Origin of the sequence: Pedobacter yulinensis (assembly GCF_003029735.1) — a bacterium.
Classification (GTDB): domain Bacteria; phylum Bacteroidota; class Bacteroidia; order Sphingobacteriales; family Sphingobacteriaceae; genus Pedobacter; species Pedobacter yulinensis.
Genome location: NZ_KZ686268.1, coordinates 830786 through 854387, shown reverse-complemented (window position 1 = coordinate 854387; position 23602 = coordinate 830786). Strand labels below are relative to the sequence as shown.

The following is a 23602-nucleotide window of genomic DNA, read 5'->3' as shown; positions in this document are numbered from 1 at the left end:
CTGGAGGGCAATATCCTATCGATGTATGCCATGGGCATGAGTACGCGTGCCATGCGTGATTATGTGCAGGAAATGTATGCCATGGACATCTCTGCGGCTGAGATCTCACGGATTACTGATAGTGTATTGCCTGCGGTGCAGGAATGGCGTAACAGACCATTGGAGGCCGTATATCCCTTTGTGTTCCTGGATTGCATGTTCTTCAAAGTCAGGGTAAACGGAGCGGTGGAAACCCGCGCCATCTACAATATTCTGGGTGTGGATATTGAGGGTAAGAAAGATGTGCTAGGCCTTTACACCTCTGAAAATGAGGGTGCCAAGTTCTGGTTGTCAGTGCTTACCGATCTGAAAACTCGTGGTGTGGAAGATATCCTGATCGCCTGCATAGACGGGTTAAAGGGCTTTCCTGAAGCTGTGGAAGCTATCTTTCCAAAGACCAGGGTGCAGCTTTGCATTGTCCACCAGATCCGTTCGTCCATGCGCTATGTTCCTGAGAAAGATAAAAAGGCCGTAATGGCCGACATGAAACCTATCTATCAGGCAAATAACGAACAGCAGGGATATGAAAGACTGCTGGAGTTTGAAGAAAAATGGGGCAAGAAATATCCCCTGAGCTGCAAGTCATGGCTGGACAACTGGGTCAACCTCTCGGCGTTCTTTGAATACGACCAGGTGATCCGAAAGGTCATTTACACCACCAATCCGATTGAAGGCGTACACCGCCAGATCCGTAAAATTACCAAGACCAAAGGGGCTTTCTCTTCTGAACAGGCTCTGATGAAACTCATGTACCTGGTCATTAAAAACATCAGCAAGAAATGGACGATGCCAATCCATAACTGGGGACTGGCATTCTCGCAATTATACATTAAATTTGGTGACAGAATTCTTCAGGAGAACAGAGGCTTCTGAGAGGTGTTAATTTAGAACTGACACAGTTCGCGTTACACTTCCTAAAAGCAGGGAAGCTTACAATCTGCTTTGGTTACTATTCGATCTCCATACCAAATCCTTTACAAGCCCTCCACCTTACAACCTCTATTTTATTTTATTGGACTACTCCGATTGAACACGATTGGCTGGGTAATCAATTTTTTTATATTGTTTCCATCTTTGAATTTCTGAATTGCTGCATCAAAATCTGGATTCATCTGATAAGCCCTTAATAGTTCAAAGGCTTCCGCTAAAGAAATCACTGCCTCCTGATCGCCAACCGGTTTGTTTTTTTTCTGGGTACTGAAAATGATCGGGACTATCAAGCATATTCTACTATCGCTGCCTATTAATGGAGAAAAATTTATATCAGACAACTTTTTATAATTAGGCAGTAACAACCCTAATTTATCCTCGCTTGGGAAAATCGATGTGACTCGAACTTTATTGTCTGTTGACTTTTCTATCAGTAATTTAAAATTAAAGACGGTCAGTGACGAACTATCAGGGAATATAAGTTTGTCATCATCTTTCAATAAAGTCTGATAAACTGAGAGATACGTTCTGCCTATCTTTGTATCCTGTATCTTGGAAAGTTGTCCAGCAGCACGGAATTGCGCAAATGTTAGCGAAAGAACAACAGCTGATAATTTAAAGATCTTATTCATATTATGGGCATTTCGTACCTGTGAATCCTGGTTTAGTAGCATCTCTTTCTTGGTTGTTTACAAGAACATCACTTTGTGTCGACTGCACCACACCACCTCGTGCTAGAATCCATGCTCTACCAATATCGAAGCTGGGATTATAAGTGATTATTGCATCTCGCATGCCATTTAAGAAATTGTTAGCACCCATTTCAAAGTGACCGTTGATTTCGGAAAATAGAGTTCTTCCTCCATTGCTTGACAAACTTCCGAAGCGCTGTTGGTATTGAGTTGGAGTAAGTGTGTGTTTCATGTAGGCAAAATATGCATGTAACGCTTCGTGATACATGGTTACAAGGATATATTCTTTTGTTGCTTTCGATAAGACATCGGGATTCAAATCAACTTTTATGTTTTCTGTAATTCCTGCAGTATAAGACCCTGTTGACATTTGTCCATCCGTGGAAGTTCCGGCAAGAGCAGAATTGACTCTAAACGTTATATTAATATATGAATTATTTGAAAACGTCTGTTTAATCAAGCCTGCTATGGAAGTGTTAAGCTTAGGTAGGGTCTTCAGGAGTGCTTGTGCACATGGGTATCCATTTAAGCTATCGATAATACTTTTCTGCTCGCAATCAACTATCCCTGTATTACCGCCAATACACGCATTGCAATCGTAGGACCATGTTGCATTACCGTTGGCATCGCCATTGCAATCGTAATATATTGGCTCAAAGTACATTCCCCCCGACCCCTCCTCATCTTCAAAATGATCCTGTGCCTCTTCGACATATGCGCATTGGGTAACATATTGTTGACCCGAAGGCACCCAGCCACAAGTAGGTGATGCCCCACCAGCAGAAATGCAACCGAAAGTATAAGTTTGTGCAAACCCAGAATGACACTGAAAATCGGCAGTTTGAGCACCCGACTTTGTGCTGCCCACACCGGAAGTGATTCCCTCGGTGATCGTTCCCTTTTTATATACCCATCCATTCGAGAAAGTTCCTCCTGCATGGAAAAAGAAAAGTTTTCCATCAAAACCCGTAGTGCTCCTATAGTGAATTACATCGGGGCTCATATTTCCTGTGTTCTCAATGAGCATAAAAGCTGCATACATAAGTTTCTGAGTGATATTGTTCTCAAAAATCAGCAGACGAATATCATCTTTTTTGGCCAACTCCTCCAAATTTGACGCTGTCTTGGAAAGCGAAGTAATGAAAAGCTTGTCAGGATTTTTCAAATACACTTCATAGACGGTCTGCCTCGCCTCCTTTCGAACGACCACACGGTCCCAATTAGGAGTCAATTTTCTAAATATATGATCTTCAGGTAACTTGTTATTAATCCGTAACCATGTTGCCAATCTGGTGCTTTGTTGATCAGATAGTTGGTCCGACGAACTATGTTTCTTACAAGACCAAAGAGTGGCAATTAATAACAATATTATAGATAAGCATACGGATCTATAGCCGCGTTGATTCAAGAACATTGAGAATGTATTTAGATTAAAAATGAAGTTAAATGGTTTGTTGATCAGCAAGTAATTGTAGCGGCAAAATTACATAAGACGCAAAGTATTTTAAGCCTTAAATTTAATGAAATGCAAATTCAATGCACTTTATAATTATCGAATGGCACTAGTAAGATACAAAAGTTCGAGAGGTTTGCGCACAAAATGCCATCCAACCATGATCTTTCTCTTTGAGCGTATGAAAGATAGCATTGCAGTCCCCGAAACTTTCCCAGATGCTAATCATGAACGCCTTATTTATTAAAGACATCAGTGCATTGTTACCAAAGAGCCATAACTTCTTTTGCACGTGCTTCAAGGGTATCTAAAAAGAAATTCAGTGACTTGGCAGCTTCGCTGTTACCATAGGCCCTACCGAGTCTTTTATTCCAGGAGTTTGGATTGCAGCTGCGTCCGGTAGATGTCTCGGCTTGTTTACCTTCAACTCTAAAACGCAGATAAACAGGTGATTCGTTAGCAGTTAATGCTTTTGGCTTTCTCAGATGAAAAAGCAATGTGGTTTTTGCACTCATAACAATGAGGATTATTAGTTATAAAATTAATTTGCTCATCATTTGAAATCAAGATGTTCACTCGCTGAACATGTTGTATTACAACAACTTAACCCCTTCCGCGTGAGTCCAAGAATTGGAATTTGCGACTCACGATTTACTCACGTTTTTTATGAGTTCCAGTGCATATTTTGGCATGCGCCAAAAACAAAAACCCTTCAAATGATATCATTTGAAGGGTTTAATCAATTTTAGATCCTCTCTAAGCGGAATGGACGGGACTCGAATCATTGCCTTATATTGTTAGATATCAGTGTGTTTTATAACTTCAAAAATCAATTAGCCATCGAATAGGTCACCGAATAACTTGAGTAATTTTGAGTTGTTTTAAAGAACTTTCTGACGTAAATATCGAAAATACACATGGCGGAATCTGGAACAGCAGATCAACGCTTATCAAGGTGAATTGATCGACAAAAGTGTTGTTCAAAAACTTTTTCAAGCAAAACTCACCGATAGCGAAAAAAATGGTCTGTCTAATGCAGCAGATTGGTCGGGGATGCACCTGATACTAAACGCTATATTTAAAGCGGCTTCTTTATAGCCGAACTTTTAATAATTGAAAAACCTTATAACACAGATATAGTTAATTATACCGCATACGCCTAAAATGCCCTTTGAAATAAATTTTCAAATAAATTTTGTTCTACTGGTGTAAGTGTCCCTGAAAATCGAACAGTTTAGAACTGGACAGAAATGCTTAGTTTTAAATGGGGAATGAAAAAGACACGGTTTACCGAAACACAGATTGTAAGAGCCCTTAAAGAGGGAGAAGAAGGCAGAAAGACAGAAGACATCTGCAGAGACCTGGAGATCAGCAAAGCAACATTTTACAATTGGAAGAGTCGTTACGGCGGCATGGAAGCTTCCGACGTCAAACGGCTAAAAGAGCTTGAAGAAGAAAATGCCCGCTTAAAAAAGATGTTTGCAGACCTAAGCCTGAACCACGAAATCCTCAAAGAAGTCATCACAAAAAAAGGTTGGGGCTCCGGGAACAAAAACAGTTAACCCAGGAGATTATACTGGATCACGGTTTAAGTATCACCGGAGCCTGCATGCTAACGGGCATGTGCCGCTCACAATATTATTATACCAGCAAGAAGGACGACAGTGCAGTAATTGAGGCCTTGGATGAACTATCTGCCAAGCATCCGGTGTATGGTCTCCGTAAGCTATACGCTTATCTGCGCAGGGCTGGTAAGGGTTGGAACCATAAAAAGGTATATAGGGTTTACAAGTTGCTTAAGATGAACAAAAAGCGTCGTGGCAAACGCAGACTGCCTCTTCGCCAGCGGATTCCACTGGAACAGCAAGAAAGTATTAACCAAAAATGGAGTATGGACTTTATGAGTGACAGCCTGGCCTCGGGGGGCAAGTTCCGAACTTTTAACGTAATGGACGACTGCTCACGTGAAGTGTTAACCATTGAGATCGGCTCGTCTATCTCTTCCCGACGAGTTACCCGCGCACTGGAACAGATAATAGACTGGCGTGGCAAGCCTCTTTCGGTACGTGTTGATAATGGACCCGAGTTTACCAGTCATCATTTTGAACTTTGGTGTAAAGACCAAGGTATCAGTATCCAATATACCCAGCCAGGCAAGCCCACCCAAAATGGGTACATAGAAAGGTTTAATAGAAGTTATCGCAAGGAGATTTTAGATGCATACCTATTCTTTAGCTTAGCTGAAGTAAGGGAACATACTGGGGTATGGATGGACGAGTACAATAACAGAAGACCTCATGAAGGACTGGGGGATTTGACACCGGCTGAATTAGCAAAAAACCTCCGGGATCATCAGATAACCGCATAATAATGTAAATTAGAAAAGTCCAGTCTAAGCTGTAGGAGAAATGGAGTACTTACAATAGCTGAATACAGCTTTTGAGCCTGGTATAAATTATCACCGGTTCTATACTGCCGGGCTCAGGGCTACACCGGGTTTCGACTTCTGGTTGGTCGCGCTCAAAATAATTTGCCTTTTTGTTTATAAAAAGCTAAGTTTAGCATATCGAATTAACTAAGATGTCTCTATTGTCCCTGTTATCTGAAATTACTATTGCAATTGTTTTACAGCGGTTAAGTCCGGCTCATTACAAGATTTGTGTTTTGCATAATGCGGTTTCTATTTGCAAACAGAGTTCCTTTGTTGATCAACCAGGTAAGCTTCAAATTAAAACCATTAAATTATGAAAACAATTGTTCTTTCTTTAGGCATTTCGATGATGTCATTGTTCGCCGCAAAAGCAGAAACCAGCGAAAGCAAATCACTTTACAATCAGAATCCCCGTGATTGCACAGCTTCAGCCACGCGCACGGCATCTGCAGATGTCACATGTCCCGACGGGACAATTATTACAATCAGCGCTTCGGTGACACGTTCGGCAACTGCTGCGACTTGTGAAGAAGCAGCGATCGTTGCGGTCATTACCGCTGACGTTGTAGCAAGTCAGGTCGTCAATGGCAACGTTGAGGCAAAAAACTACATTTGTCCTTAGAAATCCAGCGGGGGGATGCCCCCGCATTTTTATGAAAAATCTAATAATAACATTTTTTGCTTTTGCCACGCTATCTTTCGGAAAGGTTGCGGGACAATCAGTCGTGGCAAATTACCTGATCAGTCAGGATATCTATGGCACCGGCGATCTGAGTGAAAAAAAATTAGCCACAATTCAGAGCCGCGGTTATCTTTATAGGCAAAACAATCAATACATCTATTTCGAAAGACCTAATTATTTGGAAACGTATCCGAACGGCTCAGTCGAGATACAAACCGGGAACAATCAACAGTATAGTCGCGCGCTATGCATGGATACGATCCAACGGCTGTCTTTTGTTGATATGGATAGCCTGCAAAGAATTTATCGGCCGCATATTGCAGCTAAGCATCCTTTACGAGTTAATTACAGGCAATCTTTTGAAGCTGATTACTTCTCATGGATTATGCTGCCCGAGGTTAGAGAAATAAATGGTTTAAAATGCCAAAAGGCTACGATGTCTATCAGGGATAACTTACAATGGATAGTTTGGGTCGCAACGGAGGTTCCAATGCAGGCGGGAGTTTTAGGCGTTATAGGTATTCCGGGCCTTATCGTTGAAGCGGATTGCGTTCCGCTAAAAACGAGGTATGTTCTGCAAAGCTATTCCGTAGGAACATCTATACCACAGTCTGTTTTTAAACCCGCTGAGTTCCTGGAGAAGTTCGATGAGATGCCGGCACTTAGAAAGGCTAACCTCGTACCGAAAGGGCCTAGCAAAATACAAAGGCAGGCAGAGTTGTCTAATCAATAGAGCTTTCGTGCAGTCTCCGGCTGATGGAACAACTGAATCATTTCAGGGTACAGTTAATTTTCAATTACAGGCGCACTGCCCGCTTCTCAAGTTAACACAAGCTGTAATCAATCGACTCAAGCATTGATCAAAATCCTTTTCTTTATTCTATTGCTCGGTTCACAGATCGGGTTCGCACAGAAGACTACCCTTTCGGTCAGCGGCGTCATCGTTGACACGGCAGGTGTCGGGTTGACTAATTGCAACATAAAGATATCCTCAGGCAAAAGCGGCCTCATCTACAACTATTTTAATACCGGAAATAAAAATACTTTCAGCGTAGATGTAACACCAAACGTGGGCGATTCACTCGTAGTCGAGATAAGTCATGTATCGTTTTCTACCTTTCGGACAATAAAACCTTATCCCCAGCAAGGGTCTTCCATTCGTATTGCTGCAATATTGGGTATCTCATCGAAGAATTTGGATGCAGTAGAAGTCAAAGCGCCACGCACCTGGGTGCGCGGAGACACCACATTTCATAACGTGGATGCTTATAAGGAAGGTGATGAAAAGAAACTAAAGGACATTTTATTAAAACTGCCAAATTTTGAAAAGGATGCGAACGGCCAGATTACATACAAGAAGAAACCTCTGGACAAGGTAACGATTGACGGCGAAGAACTTTTTGCCGATAAGATCGAACTCATGCTTAATAATTTTCCCGTACATGTACTTGATAACATCCAGGCAATTGAAAACCAAAGCAGCCAGCGGCTGCTAAAAGGGCTAACCAGCGACAATAAGACATTCATCAATCTGCAGCTACACAAGAAAAATAAACTTAGCGCGGGTTTCGGCGATGCTGAGGCAGGTATTGGAAACCGCGGTCGTTATAATCTGTCACCTGTGTTGTTTTCCATGTATGGCACAGTTAAAGCTGGTTTTATAGGTAATTGGAACAGCACCGGTAACGGTGTGGGCTTTCAGCAGGAAACGGAGCTACGAGATAAGTTTGAACGTGATGGGCAGCAATTGCTGATGCTGAATCACCCGCTTCAGCACATCAATAACTTTGAACAGCGCTGGTATATCCGAAACAGACAATGGGATAACCGTTTACAGGTAAATGCACCTTTAAATAAAAAATTGCAATCAAAAACCGAGTTCAGTTATATAAAGGACCGCCAGCCGCAAGATACTTACAGCACTTCTTTATTATTGAATAATGATCGGTATGATCTGCGTATTGATTCGAACGAAAACTTGTATTTACCTGAAATCCTGGACTTGAGACAAACTTTCAGCCTGCGGCCTGATTCCAGTCGGGAGTTGATGATGGCCTTTGATCTGTATAGAGACCGTTCAAGGGGACAGCAAAACAGTCTGTTCCGAGGATTTGGAATCGGATCACCATTATACCGTACAACAAACAACAACTGGACAAGCCTTGGTTTTTCAGGGAATTATACTGTTCGCAAATCCAGTAGAAGAGCGGTAACATGGGCGATCGATTTAAACAGACAGCAACTTGGCCAAGATGCAAATGGACAATCGGCCGATATTGCTAAGATTTTTTCTCTGCCAGACGGTTATGATCAGATGAACATTGCTCTGGGCACAAAGCTGCACGCTGCACGGGGAAGCTGGAAAATGCTGCTTCAAGACAAGAAAAAATTCACCACCAATCTCGGACTTATCCTAGAAAACAAGAAGATCGGACTTGACCAATCCCTAATTATTAGACAAGGGAAGGGAGAATTGCCAAATATCTACCCTGAACAGTTGGCCAACAAATCAAATTATGAAGTAAGCAGGGTTATAGCAAGCGTTGGCAGACCAGTCCGATTTGTGCTCAAAAATCCGTTTGGAGTATCAGCTGAATCAGGTATCGCCCATGCTTCAAATCAGGACCGGGTGATCAATACGTTTCTGTTCAATATCGCCATCACGCAAAGACATCAATTAGTTAAGGGAGTATCCGGACAGATCAATGCTGTAATTTCTCAATCGCAACTGCAGCCGGAACAGCTTTACAGCAACTATTATCCCGCCTCACTGATGTCTTTCAAAAGATGGCTGAATATTGCCGTTCCTTTAAAACGGTATGAATACAGTTATGCGCTTGCGTATCAAATCCCAAATGACTTAAGTAATCTATCCGGATTCGTTTCTGCATCCACAATGCCGAACAGTTTGGTTACTGCGAACAGCTATAACTCATTTATCGCGTTTAATGATGCCTACTTTATAAATCAGAGCACAAGCCGAATTACAATTGGTCTAGGTTCGAATATCCCTTCACTGCTGCTCAATGCAATGATTGATCTTGGCGGAAGCTACAGCCGGGCAGACTTTCTTATTTTGTCTGGCTCTGAAGTGCTGCAGGCAAAACTCGGCTATTACAGCGCATATTTCACATTGAAAAAGAACTGGCAGAAAAAGTATTACGTTCGCTTTAGTTCCAATATTTTTTCAAACATAAGCCGTTTTCCCCGGCCGGATACCGAAACGGTAACCAGAGTTACATCCTGGAAGAATCATATCTACCAACGGCTGCTGCTCAGCAAACAGATGAGCATTGTCTCAAACTTGAATTTATATCATAACAATATGTTTACCGAAAACAAAGCGAGTTTTCTTATTGCTGATCTGGAATACAACTATCAATGGAAAAAGAGTCCCCTGTATCTGACCTTGCGCGCTGAGAATTTACTAAACGAGCGGACATTCAAGACCTTTAGTAATTCGATACAGGCGCAAAGCTTTCAAAGCATTCCGCTGTTGGGAAGAAGCATGTACATTTCTGCCAGGTATACATTTTGATCCTGGTCCAACGTTAGCATGCCTAAACAAAAACAAAAAAGCCTCAACTTTTTCAAGTTAAGGCTTTTGTTGCGGAATGGACGGGACTCGAACCCGCGACCCCATGCGTGACAGGCATGTATTCTAACCAGCTGAACTACCACTCCTAAATTCCAGTTGCTTTCCAGCTCCTGTCTCCCTTTCGGGAATGCAAATATAGACCGAATAATCTACTTTGCAAATACTTTTTTTAAAAAATTTATAAGCACTTAATTCACAGCACCTTCTTTCATTTTCTCTGCATTCTCGGCAAACTGCAGCGCATCGATCAGGTCCTGAACCGCGCCATCCATCACGGCTGGCAGGTTGTACAAGGTCAAGCCAATGCGGTGGTCGGTCACCCTTCCCTGCGGATAATTATACGTCCTGATCTTGGCCGACCGGTCGCCGGTCGAGACCATCGTTTTCCTCTTCGCTGCAATGTCGCCGTGTTTTTTCTGCACCTCCAGGTCGTACAGCTTGCTGCGCAGCATCTCCATGGCCAGCTCGCGGTTGGCCAGCTGCGAACGCTCTACCTGGCACACCACCACAATACCCGATGGCTTGTGCGTCAGCTGTACCTTGGTCTCTACCTTATTTACGTTCTGTCCGCCCGCACCGCCCGATCGCGAGGTTTGCAGCTCCACGTCGGCAGGGTTCACGAATACGTCTACCTCTTCGGCCTCTGGCAGCACCGCTACCGAAGCAGCCGAGGTATGCACCCGCCCCTGTGTTTCTGTCTCCGGCACCCGCTGCACGCGGTGCACGCCGCTCTCATATTTCAGCTGACCGTACACATCGTCGCCGCTTACCTTCAGCACTACCTCCTTGTAACCGCCGGCCGTGCCCTCGGTTACGTCCATCACCTCAGTTTTCCAGCCCTTGGTTTCAAAATAGCGGGTGTACATACGGTACAAATCGCCGGCAAATAAGGCCGCTTCGTCACCACCCGTACCGCCCCTGATCTCGAACACCGCGTTTTTCGCATCTTCCGGATCTTTCGGAATCAGCATCAGCCTGATGCGCTCTTCCATTTCCTGCTGCTGGTCAAGCAGCAGATCCAGCTCCTCTTTGGCCATTTCGCGCATCTCCTGATCTTTCTCGGTAGACAGGATCTCTTTGTTCGCATCTATATTGCTCATGACGTTTTTGTAGACCTTGTACTCTTCTACAATCTTCGTCAGGTCTTTATATTCTTTATTCAGCGCAGCAAAACGTTTCATATCCTGGATCACATCCGGATTGCTCAATTGCTCTTCTACGTCTTCCCAGCGCAATTTAATGGCTTCTAATTTATCTAACATATGCTATTGTTCAGAATTTCAACACACAACAAGCAAAGCTGCTGCGGTGTTTCGGGCTACAAAAATACGGCTTTTCATGCACATTTTTGCCTCCTGTTGCCTGTTTGGAAAGCAGGCTCCGGTGCCGGTCGGTTACACCCCTCCCGCTTTTGCTCCAAGTCCGCGCGCGTTCCTTGCTGCGGGCTTTCCGCGCAATCGGGTTTAGCCGGCAGGGTCTGCCACAAGCTGGTCCTGCCCACCCTGCATCCAGCCGGGGCGCTTCGCGCTTTCAAAAAAACAGAGTTTCAGGTCTGTGCCATCAAAAACGGCGTACGACTGGTACATCAGCCACTCCCCGGTATTGACATACCGGCTTCCCGGCCTCAGCTGCAGATCGAGCGGCAGGTGCCGGTGACCGAAAACAAAATAATCAATGTGCTGCTGCTGCAAAATCTCGCTGGCATAAATGGCCAGCCACTCGCGTGCCGCGCCCTCGTAAACTTCCTCTTTGGCACCCGCGGCGCGGCTGTGCTGCGACCAGGCATTGGCCACACCAATACCCAGGTTTGGATGCACGCGGGCAAACAACCACTGGCACAGCGGACTCCTGAATATCTTGCGCAGCAGCTTGTACTTGCGGTCGCCGGGGCCAAGCCCGTCGCCATGGTGCAGGTAAAACTTTTTCCCGCCGCGCTCAATCACCAGTTCGTCGCTCACGATCTCCATGCCCAGCTCTTCGGTAAAGTAACTGCGCACCCACATGTCGTGGTTGCCTTTAAAAAACCAGATTTTGATTCCTGAATCGCTCATCTCAGCCAGTTTGCCCTGCAAACGAGCGAAACCTTTGGGAATGACCTTCTCGTATTCAAACCAGAAATCAAATACATCGCCCATTAAAAAAAGCTCGCCGCAGTCGTCCTGTATGCTGTTCAGCCAGCGTACAATCCGGCGCTCACGGCTCCGGCTTTCCTCTTTTCCAGGTGTACCCAGGTGAAAGTCTGAGGCGAAATAGATCTTTTTCATGCAGAAACAAAACTAGGAAATTTTAGCCTGTTTTTGCGGCTTGCCCGGGCAGGCTGAGGGGAACTGCCCCCGGATAGCAGCACCTGCCCTGCCGGGTAAACCCGGGCGAAGCGGCAGCCCCGGCGCAGCGGGCTACAGCAAAGCACGGGACAGCTGCAACCGACCGGCTGCCGTCCCTGCTTTCCAAATACTAGTATTTCTATAGATATTACATTATTTTATTTACTTTTGCGGCGCTGCCCAAGGCAGCAAACAAAACAGCATATGACGGACAGATTATTTGGAACTCTTCTAAATAAGCATAAGCCATATCTGTATTTTTTGTAAATTTGCCGCAAAATAAGATTATGATTTCAACAGATATAGCCATTATCGGCGCCGGCCCCGTGGGTTTATTCGCAATTTTTGAAGCAGGATTGCTGAAAATGCGCTGCCATTTGATCGATTACCTTCCGCAGGTTGGCGGACAATTGTCTGAAATCTATCCCAAGAAACCCATTTACGACATTCCGGGTTACCCTTCAGTCCTGGCGCAGGAACTGATAGACAACCTGATGGAGCAGGCCAAGCCGTTCCACCCTACCTTTACCCTGGGCGAGCGTGTTGAAGGACTCGAAAAGCGTGGCGAAGCCGATTTTGTCCTGACCACCAACATGGGTACGGTAATCGAAGCCAAAGTGATCGTGATTGCCGGCGGCCTGGGTTGTTTTGAGCCGCGCAAACCGGCAGTAGAAGGATTGGAAAACTTTGAAAATGGCAAAGGGGTTAATTACATGATCCTGGATCCTGAAAAATACCGGGGCCAGAAAATGGTGATTGCCGGTGGCGGCGATTCGGCCCTCGACTGGACCATCTTCCTGTCTGACGTGGTGAGCGAGCTGACCCTGGTACATCGCAGCGAAAGTTTCCGCGGCGCGCCTGATTCTGTAAACAAGGTGATGGAGCTTGCCGAAAGCGGCCGCATTAACCTGGTACTGAACAGCAACCTGAATGCGGTTCAGGGCAACGGGAAACTGGAAGCCGTTGAGCTGATCCACAACCGCAGCATGGAAACCACGCGCGTTGAAACTGACCACCTGATTCCGCTGTTTGGCCTTAGCCCTAAGCTGGGCCCAATCGAAGCCTGGAACCTCAACATCAGCAAAAGTGCCATCGAGGTCAATGTAGATGATTATTCGACGAACATTCCCGGCATCTATGCCATCGGCGATATCAACACCTATACAAACAAACTGAAGCTCATTCTTTGCGGCTTCCACGAAGCGGCCCTGATGAGCCACAGCGCTTATCAATACATGAATCCGGGTAAAAAATACACCATGAAGTACACCACGGTGAACGGCATCTCTGAATTTTAATTATCCGTCTTTTTCTTAAATTTGTGGCCCGGCCGGCATAATCGGCCGGGCACCAATACAAAAGAGCTAACCCCGCATGGACGAAAACAACATCACGATCTACGTACAGGAACCGGACGGTTCAGTGACTGAACACGAGGCACCAACCGACATGGGCCTGAGCCTGATGGAATTTCTGAAAGCTTCTGAATACGATATTCTGGCCACCTGCGGTGGAATGGCCTTGTGCGCCACCTGCTGCGTCGACGTTTTGGAAGGTGAAGAAAAGCTGAACGAAATGTCTGACGATGAATATGCCATGCTCGATACATTGCCAGACCTGTTACCTAATTCCAGATTGGCCTGCCAGCTGCAGTTAAACCCTGATATGCAGGGCCTTAAAGTGAAACTCCACCACCAGTCTTAACCGGCGCTTTAATCAAGCTCTGATCCTTTTCCGGGTTTCCCGATCGTTTTGTAATTGCCTGAACCTTTCAGGATGGCAAGCACCTGCGGCTTATTGTTCAGGATTGTCATGGCCTGCTGCAGCTCCTTATCATACTGGAACGACTGCTCGATCTTGCCTTTTTCATAGAAATAACGGGCTATAATCTGGCTTTCGAGTACACGTTTGATTTCGGCCTTGTTCGTGACCAGGTCGGTTTTTTTGGCTCCGAGCAGCTTTGTCTTGAGGTCGTCCAGATCTGCCTTGACCTGGGCCAGTTTGTTTTCTTTCTCGGCCTCTTCGGCAAGGCCGCTCAACAGGTTTTCTGTTTTGCTGGTGTAGCTGTAGTCTTTATCGGCCAGGGTGGCCACAAATTCATTGTATTCTGCATCTGACAATTTGAAGCCCTTTGCATCGGCCGGGGCAGGCCGGCTTTTTTTGTAGCTATTGGCGTAGGTAAAAAAGAGGTTTTTGCTGAACAGCGACACAGTGACCGGGCTTACCTTCCTGGCCGGAACGTACACATCCGGGTAAATGCCGTTCGCGTCATACACCTGCCGCCCCGAGCTGGTCTGGAAGACTGACATGGCCGAATCGGCGAAACGTGAAGCGCGGCCGGCCTTGCGGTGGGCATAATCCAGCGCCTGGATACACCTGCCAGAGGGCGTGTAATATTTCGCTACGGTTACCTTAACGAGACTGTTGTAAGGGAGGTTGAAGGTTTGCTGCACCAGGCCTTTGCCATAACTGCGCTGGCCAATGACGACACCACGGTCCAGGTCCTGCATTGCCCCGGCCACAATCTCAGATGCCGAGGCTGAATTGCCGTTGATCAGGATCACCAGGGGCAGCTGCGCATCGACAGGCGGGCTGTACGTCTTGTACGCAATGGTCTTTTCCGGGTTCTTGCCCTTTTGTGTAACCACCAGGATATCTTTATTCACGAACAGGTTGACGATTTTCACAGCTTCCTGCAAGATACCTCCGCCATTGTTGCGCAGGTCGAGCACCAGGCCGCGGGGCTGTTGCTGCATGATGCCGGCAAGTGCCTCACGGACCTCGCGGGCAGAGTTTTCCAGGAACTTATCCAGGCGGATGTAACCAACCCCATCAGCCAGCATCCCTGCATAACTGACATTTGGCTGGTGTATTTCATCGCGCGTCAGTGTTTTGCTGATGACATTGCCATCGCGGATCAGCATCAGGTTAACCGGGCTCCCCTTGGGGCCGCGGAGCAGGCGGCTGATCTCGGTGCGATCCTTTCCCTGCACCGGGACATTGTTGATGCGCACCAGCTGATCGCCCGACCGCAGGTCGCTCCGGTTGGCCGGATAGCCAGCGCTGATGTCATTGATGTATAGTTTGCCTTCGATAAATACTGTACTTGCGCCGATGCCGCCATACTGTGCGCTTACATATTTGAGTTTGTAATCTTCGACCTCAGACTCGGGAACATATTCTGTGTAAGGGTCCAGGCTTTCGAGCATGGCGTCGATCCCGGTGCGCATGAGCGCCGAGGAGTTTGTTTCATCAACATAGTTCATGTTGATCTCCTTGTAAACGGAGGCAAAAATATCCAGGTTTTTAGATACCAGGAACAGGTCTTCGCGAAAGGTCCAGCTTAGAACAGAGACACCCAGCAAAAGGACCGCAAACACAAAGGAGCGGCTTTTTTTCATTGAAAAAGTTTTATTTTGGCACCGGCGGGCAGTACCGCTGCCTAAATATACGAAAAGGAAATAACCTGAAAATGAAGATGCTGAAAAACAGCACCGGCAGGTTGAAGCGGGTTATAACCGGTTGCCCTTCAGATCGGCCAGTGCCTTATTGATCGTAAATTCGATGTATTCCCGGTCGCGTTTTACCAGGTGCATCAATTGCTGCACCAGTTCTTCTTCTTTACCCGGGGTAAAAACGATATCGGCGCCCGCCAGGTCGCGGTATTTGCGCAGAAATTTGATTTTCACTTTTTCCCAGTTCTCTGCAGTAAGCGTAAAATTTGCCATCGGTCAATGTTTGCCTCAAAAATAACAAATAAAAAGCAAGGTCAAAACGCCGGCGTTCCCGGCAGCGAGAGTAAACAAATCCCTCCGGCCGCCTGTTTGTTCTGCATGACCGCAGCAGCAGAACCCCTTGACCCAAGCCAGCCCTGGTGGAAAGAATCAATTGTTTACCAGATCTATCCCCGCAGTTTTAAAGACAGCAATGGCGACGGCATTGGCGATCTGCGCGGCATCCTGGAAAAGCTCGACTACATACAAAGCCTGGGCGTAGACGCGATCTGGCTCAATCCCATTTTTTCTTCGCCTAACGATGATAACGGCTACGACATCAGCGACTACTGCAACATCATGGACGACTTTGGCACCATGCAGGATTTCGATGACTTGCTCGCCGCCATGCACCAGCGCGGACTGAGGCTCATCCTCGACCTGGTGGCCAACCACAGCAGCGACGAACACCCCTGGTTTATTGAAAGCCGCAAAAGCCGTGATAACCCCTACCGCGAATATTACCATTGGTATCCCGCAGAAAACGGGGTGCCGCCTAAGAGATTCAGTTTTTTTGACGTAAAAAACGATGCCTGGAAATACGACGCGCTGACTGATGCCTATTACCTGCGGTATTTCAGTGAAAAACAGCCCGACCTGAACTGGGAAAACCCGGACCTGCGCCGGGAAATTTACAGCATCATGCGTTTCTGGCTGGATAAAGGCATAGACGGCTTTCGCATGGATGTCATTCCATTCATATCAAAAGACACCACCTGGCCGCCGGTACAGGTTTACTCTGAAGGCCCCAGCCTGCACCAGCACCTGCAGGAAATGCATGATGAAGTGCTGCAGCACTACGACATGGTCAGCATTGCCGAAGGTGTAGGCGTAACACCCGAAAAGGCGCTCAATTTTGTAGACCCCGACCGCCGGGAGCTAAACCTGCTGTATCATTTTGAGGGTATGGACATTGGTTACATTCCCGGCGAATACAAAGTGCCTGACCCCGATGGCGTAGACCTCCTCGAATTTAAAAAGGTATATACCGCCTGGGACAAGGTTTTCGAACACCGCGGCTGGGGAACGATTTACCTCGGCAACCACGACCAGCCCCGCATGCTGAGCCGCTGGGGAAACGACGGTCCGGCATTCGCAAACGCCGCTGCGAAACTGCTTATGACTTTCCTGCTCAGCCACCGCGCCACCCCTTTCTTTTATGCCGGCGATGAGCTCGGCATGACCAATATCCGTTTTGACTACATTGACGACTACCGGGACATTGAAACGATCAACCAGTATGAGCGCATCCGGCAGGAGGTGGGCGACCTGAAAGCCTTTATGGACAACCAAAAGATGACAGCCCGTGATAACGGCCGCACGCCTTTTCAATGGACAGCAGGTCCGAATGCGGGCTTCACAACCGGCGAGCCCTGGCTTAAGGTTAACCCAAACCACGAAACGGTCAACGCAGCGGCCCAGGAAACTAATCCCGACAGTCCGTTGAATTATTTCAGAAGACTGGTGGCGCTGCGGCGGCAACATAAAACCCTGGTTTATGGAACGTATACACTGATCGATCCGACCCATCCGCAGGTCTATGCTTATACCCGCAGCCTGGAGCAGGAACAATTGCTGGTGTTGCTCAATTTCAGCAATGATCCTGCAGACATCCAGGTTCCCGGAAAAGATCTTGATGTGCTGATCAGCAACTTGCCCGGTGTAAGCCAGGCTGCGTCAGGCCTTGTACATTTAATGCCCTGGCAGGCACTCATAGCCCGGATTCATGATGGACCGGCTGCCTGAAACCGCGCGGTAAACAACCGAACTTTTTTTTAAACGCCGCCGTAAAATGCTGCGGGTTCTTGTAGCCAACCAGGTAAGCAATTTCGCCCACCGGTAGCCGTTCCTGTTCCAGTAAAGCCTTGGCCTTCTCCATGCGTTTTTCATAGAGGTATCCGAAAACTGTCGTGCCGAACAGCTTTTTGAAATCCCGCTTCAGCTTATAATCATTCAGACCGATCAGCCTGGCCAATTCAAACAGCGATGGCGGTGCCTGCAGGTGCTGCTCCATGTGCAGCCTTGCCTGCCAAAGTTTTTCGGCGTCCGCCGGATGCAGATCCGGCCCCGGGATGCACCCCGCGGGTTCGCCTGTTAACGACGTTACAAGCCGAAGCAGTTCCGGGGTGTTTACCGGCTTGTGGCCAAGCAAGGTCATGACTTCTTTAACCAGCTGCGTTTGTGGCGCGCCAGCACCGTTCTTGCCTGTCATCGATACCGCCGGGTCTGCCCGGCCTATTGCGAGCATCTGGCCGTTGGTTTGCAATTCAAACTGGTCTGCAGTGAGTGCTAACCCACTGTTGTGTACAGAAGTGCCATTCACAGCGCCGGCACCAATGGCGTTGATGTGCCAGCGCCCGCACGCAGGGTGGCGAATTTTTAGTTTACATGTGTTTTTGTGACTGACAGCTATGATTTGGAACCCCTCGAAGCAGGAAAAGGCCAGCCACCCCTCCTGGCCGGAAAGCAGGAAATAGCTCTCCTGCCCGGTATCAAGCAAACCGGAGAAGGTCTGTCCTCCTGCTGAAACAAAGTTTATCTGCATTACTCCTTCTAACGGCATTTATGCTCCGCCTGGCGTTAACCGGTCGATACAATAATAAACATATTTGCCTTATAATTTGTAATCAGTCTAAATAAAAATAAATGTCCCCCGAGCCTGCCTGAACTGCAGTGTGGGCAACGGGCGACGCGAATGTGCCCTTCATCTCCAATAAATATGTTTTGTTAGTTGGTAAAAGCTCCCCGGATGGGGAGCTTTCGCTATTCAAAAAAGGGGTTACGGCTTGACCGCAACCCCAGATCTTCTATTGGAGACAGCGTTACTGCAATTTTGGAATGCGTGTCGGTGTGTCTTTGCCCGCTACAATGCTGACCGCGCTTCTGGCAATGCCCCGGATGGTGCTCAGAATGTTTTCTACGTCCAGGCTGCTGTATTCATCTTTAACAGTATGGTACAGCTTGTCGCCATCTATCTGGACAGTGCTGATGGTGTGCGCGGGTACGCCCAGGGCCGCCAGCGTTGCGTTGTCGCTCCGGTAAAAAAGGTTTTGCTGCGGGTAGGGATCGGGGTGAAAACTAAACTCAGTGCCCGCCAGGTTCTTTTGCAGGATCTTGCCAAAATCAGATTTTTCAAAGCCCGTAATAAACGCGGTGTTTGGTCCGAACTTGGAATCCTTTCCGATCATTTCAATGTTAAACATGGCGACGACATCATCCGGATTAAGCTGGCCAGAGAAATACCGGGCGCCGTAACCGCCAATTTCTTCTGCCGTAAAAGCGACAAAAATAAGTGTCCGCTCGTTGCCTTTAAGCGCTTTGTAGTATTTGGCAAGTGCAATAACCGCCGTAGTTCCCGACGCATCATCGTCAGCCCCGTTGGCGATGCTGTCAGTACCGACCGGCTTCTGGATGCCAATGTGGTCGTAATGACCGGAGAAAATGACCAGTTCTTTTTGTTTCGTTTTACCGGGAATCATTCCTGCCACATTAAACAGTGGCAGCTTTTCCACCTTGCTTTGCATGCTCACCGAAAAATCTTTGGCGGCCGGGTCTGCACCGAATACAAGCACGGTACCACCGCCATCAGTGCCATTCAGGTCTTTTTCGTCGACAACCGTTGCGCCTCCTGCGAAACTTTTTACCCGCTTAAAAGCGTCGGCAAACTTCTGCGGCACCAGCACAAGCTGTTTTTCAGGCGAACGCGCAAACTGGCGGTACTGGGTCGCAAACTCTTTCGTGGTGTCGAGTACAACGATGGCCGCTCCGCCTCTTGAGTCGAAAACAAGCTTTTCTGCCGTATTCCCGATTATGGCAACATTTGCCGGATCAATGGTTTTTCCGGCTACGGTTACCCTTGGCTGACCGCCGGTAAGCCTGTATTTAAAAAAGGTTTGGCGATACCCTTTTAGTCCAGCAAGCGGCTGCAGGCCGATTTTTTTAAATTCAGATTCGATGAACGTGGCGGCCTTGTCAATTCCCGGTGTAAAGGTGCCCCGGCCTTGCATGTCGTCAGCACTCAGCGTTTTGATCAGGCGGTCGGCATATTCCCTGGAAATCACTTTATTGATGTCGGCCGTGGTTTGAGCCGAAGCCTGCATGGCAACCAGTGCAGAAACGGCAAATAGGAGTTTTTTCATGTTATTAGTTTGGTTTAATCTGCGTCTCGAGCCATTTGTCCCTGAAGGTGCGCATAGCCGCCCCGGGCTGCTGACCTGTGGTTTCGAGGGTAACCAGTTCCAGGTAAGGGCTCTCTGTTATTTTCAGTGTTGTTTGCTTTTCTTGTCCACGGTGTGTGTAGCTGATCACGACAGGCTCACCCGCCTGCCGGTCTTCAAAGGCTTTACCCAGGTCTTTGGCATCGTTGATCTTTTGCTGCCCGATGCTCAGGATGACGTCGCCGGCATCAAGGCCTGCTTCATAGGCCGGGCTGCCCTTTACGGTACTGATTTTAATCCGGGCCTCGCCATTGCTTACCTGCAGGTTCTCCAACCCGGTGTAAATGCCTGGTTTTGCCGGCTTACGGAGCACAAGCCCTGCACGGGCAAAAAGGGCCGCGAAGTCAGGCTTGGCTGTGCCGTTCACATGATCAGCAAAAAACTTCCGGGCAAAAGCCTGATTTTTTGTGAGCCGGGCCAGGGCGAGTTCCAGGTCGTTCAATGTATAGGGCAGCTCTGGTTTGCCATGACTTGTCCAGAGCGCGCGCATGTAATCGTCAAGCGTCAGGTTGTGTGAACCACGAAGTTCGAGGTCAAGCGCAAGCGCCACCGCCGCGCCGTAGGTATAATATGACGTAAAGATGTTGCCCATATTGGTCTGGTCTACCGCTACACCTGCATCTGCAAATACGGCATACCGGCTGGCCTGTACCGGCGAAAAATCTTTGGCCCCCGGGCTTGTCAGCACGGCGTTCACGATGCCTGAAAAGGTACGCAGGCACTCTTCGCCAGACCGGAAGCCGGCCCGTTTCAGCACAAGGTTTCCATAATACTGCGTAAAACCTTCGGCAAGCCAGAGTTCGCCGCTCACATTCGAATGGCTGAAATCGAAGGGTTCCAAACTTTTGGGGCGCAGGCGTTCTACGTTCCAGGCGTGAAAAAATTCGTGCGAAAAGGTGCCCAGCAGCTGGTTTTCATTCCCGTTCAGGGTTTTGCGGGGCTGCGTAATAACCGTCGAATTGCGGTGTTCCATTCCGTCGCCGGCGTTTTCAGGATGTACATCATGCAGAAAGTAGTACTGTCCGTAATCAAAAACCGGAAGCTCGCCCCAAATGGCGGCCTGCTCGTCAACCACCCGCGCAATCATTTTCGCGAAACGATCTGCAACGGCCTGTTCATCGGGAATGTGACCTGTATACCAGATGCGCTGCTTTTTGCCATTCGTGAGGCGTTCTGCTACAAGCGCCGCGCGATAGTCGGCCAGCTCAACCGGGCTATCCATGAAATACTGCAGGCCCGGGGCTGTAAATACACCAGGTGCTACAGGCTTCAGCTGCGTGGCCGGTTTCCAGTTTGCGCCTTGCGGCATCCTGAATGTGACCTTCCTTGTCACTTTATCCATCCCTGCCGGGTAAAGAAAACTGGCCGGTATGTTCAGGTGAGCATGGGTTTCATCAATGCCTGCATAGGTTCCGTCGATCCAGTTGCCGAAGAGGGTATAGGAAACACGGAGTTTTCCGGCGGCAGCCTTTACCAGGTATTGGTCGCCGGCAGGCTGTTCGAAAGAAACCGCCTTTCCGTTGTTCCAGATTTTAAGCTGATAAATATTTTTGCCAAACTCGTGCGTGGCATATCTCCCGGGCGAAGACCTGGCCATACGCAGCAGTACATTGCCTGGTTTGATGCCGTCTATCTCCATCTCGATGTGTGCCTCGTGGTGCACCGCATTGGGAAAACTAACGGTATAAGCAATTTCCCGCTGGGATTTAACCGTGAAAGCGCACAGACAAAGGCCGGCAAAAAGATAAAGTTTCTTCATAAATAAGGGTGACACCAATTTAGCGCGTTCTTGCAGTTTATCGGAACTATCTAAAGAATATTACAAGAAAAGACGTTAATCCTGGTCCCAGTTGTATTTTTCAAGATCGCGGTAAGCGCGGCCTTTCAAAATCTCCTGCCTTTTGGTCACTTCTGCATCAACCCTGGTTTCCTGGATCCTGTCTGCAACATGAATGTTGTAATCCTTGTCTTTCGCTGAATGGTGCATGTTTATCTCTTCGAGGTCGTTTACAGCTACATCGTAGGCGCCGCGTTGGCTCATCAGCTTTACAAAGACAGGCAAACATTCAAAGAAAATGAAAAGCAAGCCGATAAAGGTTACGGCCAGTGCATTGTCTTCGTTCTTGGTGCCATTCGGATTGACCTTTAGCTGGCCCAATGCCCAGTTGCGGTCGGCAAAGCCCGCAATGTTCACCGCGCTGTCCAGTTGTTTACCGGTCAGGAGTTTCTCATCCATCAGGCCATCGAATTTTTTGCGCCCGTCTACAAAGTTTTCAGCTTTGACGATGCTGGCGCGCAGGCTGTCAAGGTCTGTTTCCCGGGCTTTCAGATCGGCCTCTTTTCTTTTTGCATATGGGCCGTACCCCATTACACCCGATGTCTCGGTGGTTTTATTCCCGAAAATTTCAAAATTCAGTTTTTGCCTGTCTGTCTTGATTCCCTGTTCCAGCGAGTCGCGGCGTGCCTTTAATTCGCTGAGCTTGGCCAGTTCTGCGTTGTATTTTTTACCGAAAGCTTTATTCAGCGTATCGATCTTTGCACGCTGGGCATTCAGGTAACTTACTTTTAACCGTTCGCGGATTTCCTTATCGAAAAGCTTGAGCTCGAGTGGCCGGGAAATCACGATACCGATCATCACCGCGAGGAAGATCCGGGGTGCTGCCTGGAGGAACTGCTTCCAGGTCGAACCGCTTTTATTGATGCTGGAAACAATGTAACGGTCCATATTAAAGATCGCCAGCCCCCAGAGCACACCAAAGAACAAAGCGAACAGAACGGCCAGCGTATCGCCCTTGAACACGAAATACATGGCGTATCCTCCCGACAAGGCGGCAAAAAGACCTGTAAAGAAGATGGTGGCACCGATCCCGGTGAATTTATTGTGTTCTGTCGGGTATTTTTCCAGTGTGGGAATGTGTGCGCCGCTGCAAAACCAGAAAAAACGGTTTATCCTGTTCATCTCGAGAAGAATTGTCTATACTGTAGTTAAACGCCCGGGGTGTCAGGTTGTTACAAAAGTTTTTGTAAATGGTCTGCTGGGTGTAGCACAAATGTAAAGACAATTCAGCAAACAACCTGCGGTTAATTTTCTTTGTATATTTGTGTTACCGGCTTAGCCGCAATACCGAATCAAAAATCACGCATATGAAAGAGATTACCGTAGAGGAACTCAAAGCAAAGATCGACAACAACGAAGATTTCCAGCTTATCGATGTCAGGGAACCGTTTGAATACGAAACATCTAACCTGGACGGGGAGAACATCCCGCTTGGTGGCATCCTGATCGAGGCCGACAAGATTGCCAAAGACAAGCCGGTTATCATCCAGTGCCGCAGCGGCAAAAGGAGCGCGGCAGCCGTTATGCAATTGGAACAGGCGCATGGGTTTACCAACCTGTACAACCTGAAAGGTGGTATCCTGGCCTGGCAGGAAGCCTTCGATCCAAACATGCCGGTTTACTAGG

General features: G+C 47.7%; 20 protein-coding genes and 1 tRNA gene. 9 read left to right on the top strand and 12 right to left on the bottom strand.

The window, feature by feature from the left end:
• Positions 1 to 912 (top strand): IS256 family transposase (locus C7T94_RS03830; RefSeq protein ID WP_162618585.1); only part of this gene is annotated, 912 nt, incomplete at its 5' end.
• A gap of 131 nt (positions 913 to 1043) precedes the next feature.
• Here C7T94_RS03830 and C7T94_RS03825 read toward each other — a convergent pair.
• The 3 genes from C7T94_RS03825 to C7T94_RS03815 all read right to left on the bottom strand — a co-directional run bounded on the left by C7T94_RS03825 (position 1044) and on the right by C7T94_RS03815 (position 3629).
• Positions 1044 to 1601, bottom strand: a complete 558-nt coding sequence (locus tag C7T94_RS03825) for a hypothetical protein (RefSeq protein ID WP_162618529.1) — start codon at positions 1599 to 1601, stop codon at positions 1044 to 1046.
• A gap of 1 nt (position 1602) precedes the next feature.
• Complete coding sequence (locus C7T94_RS03820; RefSeq protein ID WP_162618528.1) at positions 1603 to 2949, bottom strand: hypothetical protein; 1347 nt, start codon at positions 2947 to 2949, stop codon at positions 1603 to 1605.
• A gap of 428 nt (positions 2950 to 3377) precedes the next feature.
• Positions 3378 to 3629, bottom strand: a complete 252-nt coding sequence (locus C7T94_RS03815) for an Arm DNA-binding domain-containing protein (RefSeq protein WP_107213788.1) — start codon at positions 3627 to 3629, stop codon at positions 3378 to 3380.
• A gap of 756 nt (positions 3630 to 4385) precedes the next feature.
• Here C7T94_RS03815 and C7T94_RS03810 point away from each other — a divergent pair.
• The 4 genes from C7T94_RS03810 to C7T94_RS03795 all read left to right on the top strand — a co-directional run bounded on the left by C7T94_RS03810 (position 4386) and on the right by C7T94_RS03795 (position 9765).
• A protein-coding gene (locus C7T94_RS03810; RefSeq protein WP_107213786.1) for an IS3 family transposase occupies positions 4386 to 5482 on the top strand; the annotation gives its coding sequence in 2 pieces (ribosomal slippage) (positions 4386 to 4647 and positions 4647 to 5482; 1098 coding nt in all).
• A gap of 376 nt (positions 5483 to 5858) precedes the next feature.
• Positions 5859 to 6167 (top strand): hypothetical protein, encoded by a 309-nt coding sequence (locus C7T94_RS03805; protein WP_162618527.1) that lies wholly within the window; start codon positions 5859 to 5861, stop codon positions 6165 to 6167.
• A gap of 31 nt (positions 6168 to 6198) precedes the next feature.
• Positions 6199 to 6960, top strand: a complete 762-nt coding sequence (locus tag C7T94_RS03800) for a GLPGLI family protein (RefSeq protein ID WP_162618526.1) — start codon at positions 6199 to 6201, stop codon at positions 6958 to 6960.
• A 123-nt stretch (positions 6961 to 7083) separates the two neighbouring features.
• On the top strand, positions 7084 to 9765 hold the full coding sequence (locus C7T94_RS03795) for a TonB-dependent receptor (protein WP_162618525.1): 2682 nt from the start codon (positions 7084 to 7086) through the stop codon (positions 9763 to 9765).
• Between the two features lie 72 nt (positions 9766 to 9837).
• Here the strand turns inward: C7T94_RS03795 and C7T94_RS03790 are convergent.
• The 3 genes from C7T94_RS03790 to C7T94_RS03780 all read right to left on the bottom strand — a co-directional run bounded on the left by C7T94_RS03790 (position 9838) and on the right by C7T94_RS03780 (position 12089).
• Positions 9838 to 9911, bottom strand: a tRNA-Asp gene (locus C7T94_RS03790).
• Between the two features lie 102 nt (positions 9912 to 10013).
• The gene (gene prfA, locus C7T94_RS03785) at positions 10014 to 11087 is read right to left on the bottom strand and encodes a peptide chain release factor 1 (RefSeq protein WP_107213779.1); all 1074 of its coding nucleotides are present in this window, start codon (positions 11085 to 11087) and stop codon (positions 10014 to 10016) included.
• Between the two features lie 201 nt (positions 11088 to 11288).
• Positions 11289 to 12089, bottom strand: coding sequence for a UDP-2,3-diacylglucosamine diphosphatase (locus tag C7T94_RS03780; protein WP_107213777.1), 801 nt, complete (start codon positions 12087 to 12089; stop codon positions 11289 to 11291).
• Between the two features lie 347 nt (positions 12090 to 12436).
• Here C7T94_RS03780 and C7T94_RS03775 point away from each other — a divergent pair, with 347 nt between their 5' ends.
• Entirely contained in the window at positions 12437 to 13447 is a 1011-nt protein-coding gene (locus C7T94_RS03775; RefSeq protein WP_107213775.1) for an NAD(P)/FAD-dependent oxidoreductase, read from the top strand.
• 76 nt (positions 13448 to 13523) lie between these two features.
• Positions 13524 to 13853, top strand: coding sequence for a 2Fe-2S iron-sulfur cluster-binding protein (locus C7T94_RS03770; RefSeq protein WP_107213773.1), 330 nt, complete (start codon positions 13524 to 13526; stop codon positions 13851 to 13853).
• 8 nt (positions 13854 to 13861) lie between these two features.
• Here the strand turns inward: C7T94_RS03770 and C7T94_RS03765 are convergent, their stop codons facing one another.
• Both C7T94_RS03765 and C7T94_RS03760 read right to left on the bottom strand, forming a co-directional pair.
• Positions 13862 to 15550, bottom strand: coding sequence for a S41 family peptidase (locus C7T94_RS03765; protein WP_107213771.1), 1689 nt, complete (start codon positions 15548 to 15550; stop codon positions 13862 to 13864).
• A 111-nt stretch (positions 15551 to 15661) separates the two neighbouring features.
• A complete protein-coding gene (locus C7T94_RS03760; protein WP_107213769.1) occupies positions 15662 to 15877 on the bottom strand; it encodes a hypothetical protein in 216 nt (71 codons plus the stop codon).
• 105 nt (positions 15878 to 15982) lie between these two features.
• Here C7T94_RS03760 and C7T94_RS03755 point away from each other — a divergent pair, with 105 nt between their 5' ends.
• Positions 15983 to 17668, top strand: a complete 1686-nt coding sequence (locus C7T94_RS03755; RefSeq protein WP_107214658.1) for an alpha-glucosidase — start codon at positions 15983 to 15985, stop codon at positions 17666 to 17668.
• Here C7T94_RS03755 and C7T94_RS03750 read toward each other — a convergent pair.
• The 4 genes from C7T94_RS03750 to C7T94_RS03735 form a co-directional block, all read right to left on the bottom strand.
• Positions 17634 to 18467 (bottom strand): helix-turn-helix domain-containing protein, encoded by an 834-nt coding sequence (locus C7T94_RS03750; RefSeq protein ID WP_162618524.1) that lies wholly within the window; start codon positions 18465 to 18467, stop codon positions 17634 to 17636. The two genes, C7T94_RS03755 and C7T94_RS03750, sit on opposite strands and share 35 nt — an antisense overlap.
• A 277-nt stretch (positions 18468 to 18744) precedes the next feature.
• Positions 18745 to 20061: a M20/M25/M40 family metallo-hydrolase gene (locus C7T94_RS03745; protein ID WP_107213765.1), complete on the bottom strand. Its 1317-nt coding sequence runs from the start codon at positions 20059 to 20061 to the stop codon at positions 18745 to 18747.
• 4 nt (positions 20062 to 20065) lie between these two features.
• Entirely contained in the window at positions 20066 to 21898 is a 1833-nt protein-coding gene (locus C7T94_RS03740; RefSeq protein WP_107213764.1) for a M61 family metallopeptidase, read from the bottom strand.
• Between the two features lie 75 nt (positions 21899 to 21973).
• Entirely contained in the window at positions 21974 to 23098 is a 1125-nt protein-coding gene (locus C7T94_RS03735; RefSeq protein WP_107213762.1) for a DUF4407 domain-containing protein, read from the bottom strand.
• Between the two features lie 185 nt (positions 23099 to 23283).
• Between C7T94_RS03735 and C7T94_RS03730 the strand changes: the two genes are divergently transcribed.
• Positions 23284 to 23601 carry a rhodanese-like domain-containing protein gene (locus C7T94_RS03730; protein WP_107214657.1) on the top strand — a complete coding sequence of 106 codons (318 nt, stop codon included), beginning with the start codon at positions 23284 to 23286 and terminating at the stop codon, positions 23599 to 23601.
• The last annotated feature ends 1 nt before the right edge of the window (position 23602 follow it).